Source organism: Ruegeria sp. H4, from assembly GCF_056533065.1.
This window is the reverse complement of the sequence record NZ_JBQFOC010000001.1, coordinates 428893-441626: the sequence shown is the minus strand read 5'-3', so window position 1 is coordinate 441626 and position 12734 is coordinate 428893. Positions and strand designations below refer to the sequence as shown.

At 56.9% G+C, this 12734-nt stretch carries 13 protein-coding genes; 5 read left to right on the top strand and 8 right to left on the bottom strand.

Annotated features, from left to right (window positions below):
• Window positions 1–76: 76 nt before the first annotated feature.
• From ACR0KG_RS02170 to ACR0KG_RS02160, 3 genes are all read right to left on the bottom strand, one after another.
• Window positions 77–1327 carry a flagellin N-terminal helical domain-containing protein gene (locus ACR0KG_RS02170; RefSeq protein ID WP_170533499.1) on the bottom strand — a complete coding sequence of 417 codons (1251 nt, stop codon included), beginning with the start codon at window positions 1325–1327 and terminating at the stop codon, window positions 77–79.
• Between the two features lie 209 nt (window positions 1328–1536).
• Entirely contained in the window at window positions 1537–1896 is a 360-nt protein-coding gene (locus ACR0KG_RS02165) for a flagellar biosynthesis protein FlgN (protein ID WP_353008959.1), read from the bottom strand.
• Window positions 1886–2155 (bottom strand): rod-binding protein, encoded by a 270-nt coding sequence (locus ACR0KG_RS02160; protein ID WP_170533505.1) that lies wholly within the window; start codon window positions 2153–2155, stop codon window positions 1886–1888. The genes ACR0KG_RS02165 and ACR0KG_RS02160 overlap by 11 nt, the downstream gene beginning before the upstream one ends.
• A 113-nt stretch (window positions 2156–2268) precedes the next feature.
• Here ACR0KG_RS02160 and ACR0KG_RS02155 point away from each other — a divergent pair, with 113 nt between their 5' ends.
• The 3 genes from ACR0KG_RS02155 to ACR0KG_RS02145 are packed head-to-tail and all read left to right on the top strand — an operon-like array spanning window position 2269 to window position 5091.
• Entirely contained in the window at window positions 2269–3501 is a 1233-nt protein-coding gene (locus ACR0KG_RS02155) for a flagellar hook-length control protein FliK (RefSeq protein ID WP_480826353.1), read from the top strand.
• Between the two features lie 2 nt (window positions 3502–3503).
• On the top strand, window positions 3504–4166 hold the full coding sequence (locus ACR0KG_RS02150) for a flagellar hook capping FlgD N-terminal domain-containing protein (protein WP_480550645.1): 663 nt from the start codon (window positions 3504–3506) through the stop codon (window positions 4164–4166).
• Window positions 4167–4224: 58 nt separating this feature from the next.
• Window positions 4225–5091 carry a phosphotransferase gene (locus tag ACR0KG_RS02145; RefSeq protein ID WP_480826352.1) on the top strand — a complete coding sequence of 289 codons (867 nt, stop codon included), beginning with the start codon at window positions 4225–4227 and terminating at the stop codon, window positions 5089–5091.
• Between the two features lie 7 nt (window positions 5092–5098).
• Here ACR0KG_RS02145 and ACR0KG_RS02140 read toward each other — a convergent pair whose 3' ends face one another.
• The 5 genes from ACR0KG_RS02140 to ACR0KG_RS02120 form a co-directional block, all read right to left on the bottom strand.
• Window positions 5099–6400 carry an NAD(P)/FAD-dependent oxidoreductase gene (locus ACR0KG_RS02140; RefSeq protein WP_480826351.1) on the bottom strand — a complete coding sequence of 434 codons (1302 nt, stop codon included), beginning with the start codon at window positions 6398–6400 and terminating at the stop codon, window positions 5099–5101.
• The gene (locus ACR0KG_RS02135) at window positions 6397–7215 is read right to left on the bottom strand and encodes an ABC transporter permease (RefSeq protein WP_480550639.1); all 819 of its coding nucleotides are present in this window, start codon (window positions 7213–7215) and stop codon (window positions 6397–6399) included. The genes ACR0KG_RS02140 and ACR0KG_RS02135 overlap by 4 nt, the downstream gene beginning before the upstream one ends.
• Entirely contained in the window at window positions 7212–8102 is an 891-nt protein-coding gene (locus ACR0KG_RS02130; protein ID WP_480550637.1) for an ABC transporter permease subunit, read from the bottom strand. Before ACR0KG_RS02130 ends, ACR0KG_RS02135 begins: the two co-directional genes overlap by 4 nt.
• A complete protein-coding gene (locus ACR0KG_RS02125; RefSeq protein WP_480826350.1) occupies window positions 8102–9229 on the bottom strand; it encodes an ABC transporter ATP-binding protein in 1128 nt (375 codons plus the stop codon). Before ACR0KG_RS02125 ends, ACR0KG_RS02130 begins: the two co-directional genes overlap by 1 nt.
• Before the next feature lie 66 nt (window positions 9230–9295).
• Complete coding sequence (locus tag ACR0KG_RS02120) at window positions 9296–10381, bottom strand: polyamine ABC transporter substrate-binding protein (protein WP_480826349.1); 1086 nt, start codon at window positions 10379–10381, stop codon at window positions 9296–9298.
• A 176-nt stretch (window positions 10382–10557) separates the two neighbouring features.
• Here ACR0KG_RS02120 and ACR0KG_RS02115 point away from each other — a divergent pair, with 176 nt between their 5' ends.
• Complete coding sequence (locus tag ACR0KG_RS02115) at window positions 10558–11205, top strand: GntR family transcriptional regulator (RefSeq protein WP_480826348.1); 648 nt, start codon at window positions 10558–10560, stop codon at window positions 11203–11205.
• Window positions 11206–11276: 71 nt separating this feature from the next.
• The gene (locus ACR0KG_RS02110; RefSeq protein ID WP_480826347.1) at window positions 11277–12674 is read left to right on the top strand and encodes an aspartate aminotransferase family protein; all 1398 of its coding nucleotides are present in this window, start codon (window positions 11277–11279) and stop codon (window positions 12672–12674) included.
• Window positions 12675–12734: the final 60 nt, after the last annotated feature.

The window sequence follows — 12734 nt, the reverse complement described above, 5'->3', positions numbered from 1 at the left end:
TGAAATCCTTCCAATTGGCCGTCTTCAGGCGGTCAGAACCGGGGCGCGAAAACCGCGCCCCGGCCAAGCTCCGGGATTAGCGGAACAGCGACAGGATCGACTGCGGTGCCTGGTTGGCAATCGACAGCGACTGGGTCGCCAACTGCTGCTGGACCTGCAGCGCCTGCAGACGGGCCGAGGTTTCCTCCATATCCGCATCAACCATCGCGCCGATGCCGGATTTGAAGGAATCCGTCAGTTTGGACACGAAATCCTGCTGGGTCTCGATCCGACCCTGGGCCGAACCAAAAGCAGCTGCTGCGTCAATCGACGTGTCGATCAGCGATTCAATCGTGCCAAGTGCAGCAGCGGCACCTGCATCGGTGGATACGTCAATCGAGCTAAGCGCACCCAGACCACCCGAACCGGCATTTGAGAACTGAGCAGATACCGAAATATCCTGATCCGCGTCAGCCCCGGCAGCCGCCGTACCTGTTGCGAAGGACAGTGTATTCGGAGCGCCCGACGAGTCGTAGTCAACCGCCAATCCAGTGATGCCAAGCGCATCAATCTCGTTCTTCAGGCCAACCGCCACCAATGCGTCGGTATAGTTCTCGTCATATGTTCCAGAAGGATCAAGATCGCTGTCCTGGATGGTGTAAGACACTTCTTGATCGCCGACCCGAATCGAGACCCGGTCGCCAACTTCGAAGTTGTCAGTGGAACTGTCGATCAAGATATCGCCGGTGCCGGCTGTGCGGTCCATGGTGAACCCAGCCACATCGTTATCGGTGGTCGCACCATCCGAACCTGCAAGCACGCCTTTGGCGGTATAACCACCGATGGACAGATCCTGGCTTGCGACCGAGATAGACGCCGAGTTGACTGCACCAGTGCCATCACGGTCCAGCGAAGACAGGATCGAAACCGTACCCGCAGAACCATCCACAAGGTTCAAACCATTGAACTGTGCAGCACCAACAACCGATGCAATCTGATCCCGCAACGCTGTCACATCATCATTGATCTTGGCCCGATCGACGTTACCTTCCTGCGCGGCGACGATCTTGCCTTTCATCTGGGTCAAAAGGTCGGTCACAGTTTCAGATGCGTTCCGCGCAACCGCCACAGTCGACTCACCCAATGCAAGGCTGTCTTTGATCGCATTGAAGCCTTTGACGTCCGACTCCATCACTTTCGAAATCGCCCAGACCGCCGAGTTGTCCTTGGCAGTTGCGACGTCCTTACCTGTTGAAATAGCGTTCTGCGTCATCGCCAGATTTTTGTTGACCGACTTCAGGGTCTGCAGCGCAACCATTGCGCCATTGTTTGTCAGAATGCTGGACATTGCTGTCATCCTTTCACTTCGGGCGATTTGCGCCCATGTTCACCCCGCAGAGAACTGCAGGCTTGGCTGTCTTTCTGACCTGTGCGATGCGCCCTGCGGCCATTCGCGCCACCTGCTGATTTCAGGTGCAGGGATACTTTTGGCGCTGATCCCCTAACGGAGTGCTAAGATGCCCGATCCCGAAACTTCAGATTTGAATCAACACGGCACTAAGCCCGTTTTTCGAGCTTTGCGTGGCTGCGAACTGCAAAGCCGCTGCGTTGCCCGTCGGCCCCATAGGTGCTGAACTCCTGCCGTACGCGGCGCAGTTCGGCCATTCGGGCGGCAACGGCGCGGATGCCATCTGCCGCGCTGTTCAACAAAGCCTGATTACGTTCGACCTTCTGCTGAACCCGAATCAGATCGGCACTGTCGCGCACTTGCAGATCATTGATCGCGCCGATCAGTTTCTCTTTTTCCGGCACCATATGCGTCAGGCGGTCCAGATCGCCATCCACCAGCGCAGTGCGTTCAAGATCCAGAATCTCTTCCAAAGATTTAATGAGCGTCATGCTTGGTTCAGCCGTCATTGAATTTCTCCATCATTGAATTGAACAGAATTTCGGACAGACCGACACCGCCCGACTGGGCCAATTGCTGGGCCTGATGCTGGACAAGGAAAGATGAAAACTGATCCTCACCTGCACCCCCACCGAAGGAATCGCGCGATTCACCCAGCCCTGCGGATTTCAGCATCTCAGCCAGAAATGTCGCCTCAAGCTCGACCGCTGCGGCCTGCAGCTTATCTGCGTTGGTTTGAACCGGTTGGGGCAGCGCCGTGACCTTCATCGCTTTCTCCGAAATTTACATCGAACTTTCTCGATCAAAGGTGAAAGCAGTTAAAATAAACGTAACTTCCTGCGGGCAGATTTCTGATCAGACATGACGGAGCCCGGAGCAAAATGCCCAACCCGCTTACACTGATGACAGCTGCCACAACCTCGACCGTCAGACCCGAGGCGGGCGCAGAGAAAGCGCGCCATAACAAAGCCGGGAGCCAGTTTCAGGATATTCTTGATGAACAGGACGCGCCACCTGAGCTGGAAATCTCGTCCGAAGATCTGCCAGAGGATCAAGATGCTCCGGTGGCGGCCGAAACCGATATCCGCCCGGTCAAAGGTGATTCTTTGGACCCGGATGTTGTCGCATCTGACCCGACCCCGCGTCTCGAAACTCAAAACATTGTTGAGGTTGGGAAAACGGAACTCGCAATCGCCGCGACACAAACACAGCCGGGGAATGAGGCTATCTGGCAGCCGCTGCAGGGACGTGGCGGGGTGGATACTCCGCCAGAATCGGCACATAGCGTGATGCCCAAATCGAGGATCGGGCCTGCAGACCCAGCGCAGCAAGTTCACCCAAAGCCACAAGGGGAAACCCTCGTGGCTCATAAGGATGTGGCCAATCGTCCCGACACCAGTGTGATCGCAGTACACACCGCTACAACGCAAGCAAAAGACAGGTCCGTCCAGATCGATGCGGTGCCTGCTGACAAAGCCCCGGATACGAATCCCACCGCCACGCAACAGCAGAAGCCAGCACAAACTGTGCCCCCCGGGGCAGTCGGCATCAGCGTCGCGCAATTGCAATTGAGCGCCACTGCCCGGCAGCGAGACGCAGAACAGGCTCTAAAAGTCGATACCGGCGAACCTACTGCTGCCTTGGGTGATGAGCCTGTGTTGCAATCAGCCCGCGATTCGGCAGCACCGCTCAGCGCATCTGCACAGGCGGCGCGGGCCGAGGTTGCGCGGGCAATCGCGGGCCAAATCGCCGCAGCCATACAGGCGCGGCCTGGTTCGGGCGCAATCGAGATTGCCCTGAACCCCGAAGAATTGGGGCGCGTTTCCATTGTTCTGAATGGTCGCGAGGACGGGTTTCACCTGACAATTGCGGCTGAACGGCCCGAGACACTGGACCTGATGCGCCGCCATATCGCTGTACTATCCGAGGAGTTTCAGAAATTGGGTTATGGCGACCTGTCATTTGATCTCGGGAATTCCTCGGATTCGCAGCAAAATCCGCTCGATCATCAACAGGCTAACAGCTTCGACCTGACGCCCCAGGACCATGGTGCGCAGGCTGCACCGTTTCCAAAGAACACCGCCCCGGGCCGGGGCATAGATATGAGGCTTTGAACATGATCAATCCAACACAGGCCGCTCAGACACCGGTTCAGTCGCAAGCAACCTCAGGGTCAAAGATCAGTGCGATCGCCTCAGATTTTGAAACCTTCCTGTTGATGATGACAACACAAGCCCAGAATCAGGATCCGCTGGACCCGATGGATTCAGCCGAATACGCCTCGCAACTTGCGCAGTTTTCGATGGTGGAACAGCAAGTTCAGACCAATGATTTGCTGGCGTCCCTCACCTCCAGCATGGGCAGCCTGAACCTGGGCGAACTGGCGAATTGGGTCGGCATGGATGTCCGGTCAACATCCGGGTTCAGCTTCGATAGCCAACCGGTGACGCTGTTTGCGGCTCCGCATGAAGCTGCGGATCAAGCTACGCTGACCGTGCGGGACGCTGATGGAGAAGTGGTTTCCATCTCGGATGTCCCGCTTGATCAGACCGAATTTACCTGGGCCGGCACCGATTCTGATGGCAACCCGCTGCCGCCGGGGAACTACACCGCAACCCTTAGCAGCTATCAAGATGGAGAGCGCTTGTCTGAAACACCTGTCGCCTCATACGGCCGGGTTGTTGAAGCGCAGATTGGCACGGATTCGATCTTGCTGACCCTCGAAGGCGGGCAGATTGTTCCCACACATCAGGTGAGCGGGGTTCGATCAGGCGCTTGATCTGATCAGAAGCGCAGGCCAAACCTAGGCGGATCGCGATTCGCCCCTAGTACTGGTTTTGACCCTGCCAAACTTTTCCTCACCACCGCCTGATCTTGTTCAACAGCTTTCCGACCAAAAGCTGGTGCAAAACGATGCGCGTTTCGAAACGCTTTACGGCGGGCGGACCAATCAGGTCTGGAAGGTTCTGGGAGGAGACGGCGACCGCGTTCTGAAACTCTATCGATCCTCGTTGCAAAACCCGCTGTTTCGGAACGACGCCGCGCTAGAGGCACGATGCCTTACCGCATTGGAACCTACGGGGTTTGTGCCACGTCTATGCGCTGCCGGTGGTTATCATGCCGATCATTGGGTTTTGTACGATCATGCGCCCGGCGCCCCTTGGGACGATGATCCTGCGCCCGTTGCATTGTTGCTCCGGCAATTGCATCAGTCAGCGGTCAGAGTAACAGCGCCAGCGGGCTGTAATGGGAGTGCCGATCTTGCGCGACATGGGCAAGACATCCTGGACCTTTGTGCCCCCGAAACCCGCGACAAACTGCTAAGCCTTAGACCAAATCACGAAGTCACGCCAACGGCGAACCTAGGCCTGATTCACGGCGACCCGGTGCCCGGCAATATTCTGGTCGCTGCATCCGGGCTGACGCTGATTGACTGGCAATGCCCGGCATTGGGCGACCCATGTGAAGACCTGGCAATGTTCCTGTCCCCGGCGATGCAACTGCTCTATCGGGGTGCGCCTTTGGACGGAGATCAGGAAAACCGCTTTCTAAGTGCTTACGGAGACCCCGACATCCTGCCCCGATACGAACAGCTCCGACCGTGGTTCGCCTGGCGCATGGCCGCCTATTGCCTGTGGCGGATGGAAAATGGTGCCCCGGACTATGAACGTGGGTTTCAGCTTGAAGTTGAGGCGTTGCGTTAGCTGCAGATCACCAATCAGCAACCGCCATAGCCGCATAGGCGGGCGGCAACAGAGCGCGCCGCATGCGCCCCAACGGGAACCGAGCGGGCGTTTGCGTCATCGGCTCTGGCAGACCCGTCGCCTGCCCCAAAGCCAATCGCGCCAACGCACGGCCACAATAGCTGCCCATCGCAACACCGTTGCCATGAAACGCAAACCCCGCGAACAGGCCCGGTTGCCCCGGAACGCGCCCCGCATAAGGCAACAGCGAACGTGAAAGACACACCATACCCGACCAGATATGGGTGATCTCAACCTCGGACCATGCAGGGAACATCCGTCTGAAATCCCGCCGCACCAAGTCCCTGATCGCCTTCTCGAACGCCTCGGAAGATCGCAACCCCCCTCGCATTCCAAACAGAAACCGCCCATCCGGCATGAGACGGAAGTAGTGCAGAAGATGCCGCGTATCATAACACATCTGGTCCGAGGTCCAGCCCTGCGCTGCCTTCTCGGGCTCGGTCAGAGGCCGCGTAACCAGAACCGTCGATTGCGCAGGCATGTATCGGCCTGACATCCAATCGGGAACATCCTCACTGGAATAGCCGTTGGTGCAGATCAGCACTTGTTCGGCCTGCACGCGTCCCTTGGGCAGCTCAAGCTCAAAACCCGATGAGGTTTTTTCGACCGTCTGCGCAGGGCTGGTCTGATAAAACACCGCCCCCAATTCGGCTGCGGATTGAGCAAGCCCAAATAGGTATTTCCGAGGGTTCAATCCAAACCCGACCGGAGTCGTGTACCCGCCATAAAACGGGCCATTCAGGCCCAACCCCGGCAAATCCTCTTGCTCGTGCAAGGTGCCGTTTTGGTCTGCGGAACGACGCAGTTTCGCCATCGCGCGTGACGAATGCGCCAGCTGGGTCTCACCAACTGAATGCGTATCAGCCGCGATCTGATATTCCTCAAGCAAGGCGGCCACTAATGCGACGGCATCATGTTCTGCTTGTTCATAAGCGGCGGCACTGTCCTGCCCAAAGCGGCGCTCTAAGGCCCTGTGGCTCAGTTTTGATCCCCCCAGACAACAGAAACCACCATTGCGCCCCGATGCGCCCCAACCTGGGGTTTCCGCTTCAAGCACGGCGACCGAAGCCCCTGCTTTGGCAAGGTGCAACGCGGCAGATGTTCCAGTGAAACCACCGCCAATGATGGCGACGTCTACTCTCTGATCACCGTTCAGTTCCGGCCACTCAGGGCTGGGGCAGGTCTCATCCCACCAACAGCCCTCACGCGGGCCGGGGCCGTAGGTGTAGGCGGGATAGATGCGTTTCATTCGGCGCGGGCAGCGGCCATTTCATCCTGCCGCTGTCGCATCATCGCTCGTTTGGTGACCAGCGATGCGGTGATCACCCCCACCGTGACCACCGCAATCATGATAGTTGAAAGCGCATTGATTTCGGGGCTGACCCCAAGCCGGACAGCTGAGAATATCTTAATCGGCAAGGTGGTCGCCGATGGGCCAGATGTGAAGGACGCAATCACCAGATCGTCCAGCGACAGGGTAAAGGCCAGCAACCAGCCCGAGATCACGGCTGGAGCGATGATCGGCAAGGTCACAAGGCGAAACGCCTGCGCAGGGGAACAGCCCAAATCCAATGCGGCCTCTTCCAAAGACTGATCAAATGTCACAAGGCGCGACGAGACGACAACCGACACAAAGCACATTGAGAATGTCGTGTGCGCCAACACGATGGTCAGAATACCCCGGTCCAAACCGATCCCGATGAACAGCAAGAGCAGTGAGAGGCCAGTAATCACCTCGGGCATCACCAGCGGTGCATAGATCATGCCCGAAAACAGGGTTCGCCCAAAGAAGCGGCCTCCACGCACCAGCACATAGGCCGCAGCGGTGCCCAGAATGGTGGCAAGCGTTGACGAAAACACTGCAACCCGGACGGTAACCCAGGCGGCGTCCAGAAACGCTTCGTTCTGGACCAACTCGCCGTACCATTTGGTCGAGAACCCGGCCCAAACGGTGACCAGCTTGCTTTCGTTGAAGCTGAAGATGATCAGGATGATCATCGGGATATACAGGAACGCAAACCCCATCGTCAGCGAAACGGCATTGAACCAGCTTAGCTTGCTCATTGCTCGGCCTCCGTCTGTTTTTGCTGGTTGCGCTGGAACAGCACAATCGGGATCACAAGGATCAACAGCAAGACTACGGCCACAGCGCTGGCCACGGGCCAGTCACGGTTTGAGAAGAACTCCTCCCACAGAACCTTGCCGATCATCAGCGTACCCGATCCACCAAGGAGTGACGGGATCACGAACTCACCAATCACCGGAATCATCACAAGGAAACAACCGGCGATGATACCGGGGCGCGATAAGGGAATTGTGACCAGCCAGAAGGCTTGTAGTCGAGAACATCCAAGATCTTCGGCAGCCTCAATCAGGGATTCGTCCATTCGCTCCAGCGCCGAGTAAATCGGCAGGATCATGAAAGGCAGATAGGTGTAGACGATGCCAATATAGACCGCCGTATTGGTGTTCAGAATGGTCAGCGGCGTTGAAATGATACCCGTCCAGAGTAGAAGCTGGTTCAGATAGCCCTCGTTCGACAGGATGCCCATCCACGCATAAACGCGGATCAGGAACGAGGTCCAGAAGGGCAGAATCACCAGCATCATCAATGTTGGCCGCCATTCTTCGGGCGCGCGGGCCATACCATAGGCGATTGGATAGCCCACAATCAGCGTTAGAATGGTCGAGATCAGTGCGATTTTGACGCTGGACAGGTACGCTTTCCAATACAGGTCATCCTCGGTCAGCCAGATAAAGTTCTCGAAATCCAACTGGCTGAAGAAATCTCGGATGCCAGCCCACCCCTGTGACAGGTCCAGCGTCGGCGTATAGGGCGGGATCGCAAGTTCAGTGTCGGACAGCGATATCTTCAACACAATGAAGAACGGCACCATGAACAGCGCCAGCAGCCAGACATAGGGAACTGCGATCAGCAGGGCGCGACGCATCAGTTCGCCAGCAAAACCGCAGCCGTTGCTGTCCAAGACAGCCAGACCGGGTCTTCCCAAGTAAAGGATCGGCGCGAGATACGGCGCGTGTTGGCAGATTGCGCCTTGATGATCGTGCCGTTTGACAGTTCCACGTGATAGGTCGAGAGGTTACCAAGATAGGCAATGTCCAGCACCTTGCCCTGCACCGCGTTGATTGCTTCGGCCGGGCGATCGGTCGAGATTGTCACTTTCTCGGGCCGGATTGCGAGATGGCAGGATTGACCATTCGAAAGCTCAGTGCCCGATGTCGCAGTCAGGGGTGCCTGTCCTTCGGCCCAATCGATCTGATAGGTCTCATCACCTGTCGATGTTGCACGACCTTCGATGATGTTCACATCTCCGATGAAGTCGGCCACGTAGACCGAGTTCGGGTTTTCATAGATACGATCCGGCGTGGCGACCTGCATCAGTTTGCCCTGATCCATCACCGCTACACGGCTGGCAACGGTCATCGCCTCTTCCTGATCATGGGTAACGATCACAAAGGTGGTGCCGGTTTTTTCCTGAATATCCATCAGTTCGAACTGCGTGTCCTGTCGCAGTTTCTTGTCCAGCGCGCCAAGGGGTTCGTCCAACAGCAACAGCTTCGGAGCCTTCGCCAGCGACCGTGCCAAAGCGACCCGCTGCCTTTGTCCACCCGAAATCTGGTGCGGTTTACGACGGGCGAACTGTTCCAAACGAGTGAGGCGCAACATTTCCTCGACCCGATCCTCCAGATCATGCTTGGGCATGTTATCCCGGCGCAGCCCAAAGGCAATGTTGTCCCAAATGCTGAGATGCGGGAACAGCGCGTAGGACTGGAACATCATATTCACCGCCCGCTTATTCGGCGGGATCGGATCAATGTCTTGTCCACTCAGCATGATGTGTCCCTCGGTCGGGGTTTCGAACCCCGCCAGCATTCGCATCATCGTGGTCTTGCCACAGCCCGATGGGCCGAGCAGAGCAAAGAATTCCCGTTCGAAAATCTCCAGCGACAGGTTGTCGATGGCAGTGAAGCCCCCGAACCGTTTGGTAACATTCTGGAACTGGATCAGTGGTTTCGCCTGTGGGTCTTCCCACGGCGCAAAGACATCAGAGTTCAAAGCGGCCCCCGTATTTCTGTACGGCAAAGAAAAACGCGGGGCGTTGTTTCGCCCCGCGCCGCAAGATCAGGTGCCTGACTTGATCTTGGTCCACAGGCGGGTCACGACCCGCTGTGTTTTCGACGGATAGGGCGTCGTGATATAGAGGTTCTGCATCGTCGCATCATCCGGATAGATCGCCGGATCACCGATCACGTCTTCCTCCAGAAACTCCTGCGAAGCCTTGTTGCCGTTTGCGTAGTACACATAGTTCGACGCGGCAGCCATGTTGTTGGCGTCCAGGATGAAGTCCAGGAACTTGTGCGCGCCCTCGGGATTTGGCGCATCCGCTGGAATGGCCATCTGGTCGAACCACATCAGCGAGCCTTCGGCGAAGGGGTGATATTCGATCTCGACACCATTGTCGGCCTCGGCCGCACGGTCCCGCGCCTGAAGGATGTCACCGGACCAGCCAACGGCCACGCAGATATCGCCATTAGCCAACGCATTGATGTATTCCGAACTGTGGAATTTCTGAATATGTGGGCGTACAGCCGTCAGCACTTCTTCCGTCTTGGCGATGACATCTGGATCGTGGCTGTCAGGATCCTCACCCAGATACTGCAACGTCATCGGTATCATTTCAGCCGGCGCATCCAGGAAATGTACACCGCAAGAGGCCAACTTCTCCATGTTTTCGGGTTTCAGAACCAGGTCCATGCTGTTCAGGGCCACGTCGTCGCCCAAAGCTTCTTTGACCTTGCCGACATTCACACCGATGCCGGTGGTGCCCCACATGTAGTTGATGGAATAGGCGTTGTTCGGATCATACCCGGCGGTTCGATCCTGAATCACGTCCCAAAGGTTGCCAGCGTTCGACAGTTTGGCGGCATCCAGTTCCTGAAACGCGCCAGCCTGAATCTGACGTTGCAAGAAAGTGCCGGACGGCACCACAACATCATAGCCTGACCCACCGGCCAGCATCTTGGTTTCCAGTACCTCGTTACTATCGAAGACGTCATAGATCAGCGTCAGGCCGGTCTCTTCTTCGAACTTCGCCAGCAGGTCCTCGTCAATATAGTCGGACCAATTGTAAACACGCACCTCTTCAGCAAAGGCTGCCGAAGTCCCCAATGCGATGACCGCTGTCAGCGTCAGCGTTTTGATTGTCATTTTTTTCTCCCTGCAAATGTCCGGGTATTTTCCCGGTTTTTCAGATTTGATCAAGTTTTGCGTTTTTTGATGGTAACGACTATGGTTCCACGAAGGGTTAAACCCCGCAAGCCATAGGTATCGAAACTGGAACCAGCCCATTGGATTTGATCAAAAATAAAGCAAATGCAGCACAGATGAGTGACACAAAAAGCCCCGTGCATGAGCAGGTCTATCACACCCTCAAATCGCAAATCCTGTTTGGCGATTTGGTTCCGGGACAACCGGTCACGATCCAGGGTTTGGCCAATGCTTTGGGTGTTGGCATGACACCGGTGCGCGAAGCGATTCGGCGGTTGACCTCTGATGGGGCACTGGTGTTTCAGGGGAACCGCCGGGTCAGTGTTCCATTGATTTCCGATTCGGATATCGCCCAGATGAAATTCGCCAGAAGCGCAATAGAATCAGAGCTTTCCAGACGCGCAACCGCGAATCTAAGCCCTGCTGGTATTGATGAGCTAGAGCGAATTGACCAGCGTTTGGACAGCATGATCGACGAAGGCGATATCGGCGGTTATCTTCGCTTGAACTATGCCTTCCACAAAGCGCTTTATGCCCATGCGGATGCCCCGATTCTACGCGATCTGGCCGAGCGGATGTGGCTCAGATTCGGCCCGTCCTTGCGGGTTGTCAGTGGCCGATTCGGCACGCAGAGCCTGCCAGATCGACACAAGGACATCATCGCGGCACTGCGCGAAGGCGATGCCGAAAAGGCTGCATTGGCCACCGCACAAGATGTTGAACAGGGGATGGAGCTGATGGTCGGCGCGCTGACCCCTGCCTGAATCACGCGATTCGATTGACAGACAAAAATTTGATCATATTGTGACCTGCAACTGCTTTAGGAGGTTTCAGGATGTCCACCATCACCAACCATATGCCCACCGCTGAGTTGCAGGCCCTGGATGCGGCCCATCACCTTCACCCGTTCTCGGCCAATGGTGCATTGGGGCAGGAAGGCGCGCGCGTCATTACCCGCGCCAAAGGCGTCTACCTGACTGATAGTGAGGGCGAAGAGATCCTGGACGCAATGGCCGGTCTGTGGTGCGTGAACATCGGCTATGGGCGCGACGAACTGGCCGACGTTGCCGCGCGTCAGATGCGCGAGCTTCCCTACTACAACACGTTTTTCAAAACCACCCACGTGCCCGCCATTGCTTTGGCGGCCAAGATTGCCGAGCTGGCGCCCGGTGACCTAAACCACGTCTTCTTTGCCGCAGGTGGTTCCGAGGCAAACGACACCAACATCCGTCTTGTGCGCACCTATTGGGCAGAAAAAGGTCAGCCTGACAAGAACATCATCATCAGCCGCCATAACGCTTACCATGGTTCATCGGTGGGCTCCGCTTCGCTGGGCGGTATGGCCGGAATGCACGCACAGGGTGGCATTCCGATCCCCGACATCCACCACATCAACCAGCCGAATTGGTGGGCCGAAGGGGGCGACATGACGCCCGAAGACTTTGGCCTGGCCCGTGCGCGTGAGTTGGAAGAAGCCATTCTGGAGCTGGGCGAAAACCGCGTCGCCGCCTTTATTGCTGAACCCGTGCAAGGCGCTGGCGGGGTCATTGTCGCGCCGGATACCTATTGGCCCGAAGTTCAGCGTATTTGTGACAAATACGATATCCTGTTGATCGCCGACGAGGTCATCTGCGGCTTCGGCCGTACCGGCAACTGGTTCGGGTCGCAAACCGTTGGGATCAAACCCCATATCATGACCATCGCCAAGGGCCTCAGCTCGGGCTATGCGCCCATCGGCGGGTCCATCGTCAATGACGAAATCGCCGATGTGATCGGGGGAACCGAGTTCAACCACGGCTATACCTATTCCGGGCACCCGGTTGCGGCAGCCGTGGCGCTGGAGAACCTACGCATCCTCGAAGAGGAAAAGATCGTCGAGCACGTCCGCGACGTCGCCGCGCCTTATCTGAAGAAAAAATGGGAGGCTCTAGCTGATCATCCGCTGGTGGGTGAGGCTAAGATTGTCGGCATGATGGCCTCGATCGCACTTACGCCCGACAAGGCAAACCGCGCCAAATTCGCCTCGGCCCCCGGAACCGTGGGGTATATCTGCCGCGACCGTTGCTTTGCCAACAACCTGATCATGCGCCATGTTGGCGACCGGATGATCATCTCTCCCCCGCTGATCCTGACTCCGGCGGATATCGACGAGATGTTCATACGCATCCACAAATCGCTGGATGAAGCACAGGCTGAGATTCATGCGCAAGGGCTAATGAAGGCGGCGTCTTAGTCGGCTTTTCTTGGGTTGTAGTAAAGGCGGCTTTGACAGCCGCCTTTTTCTTGGGGATTT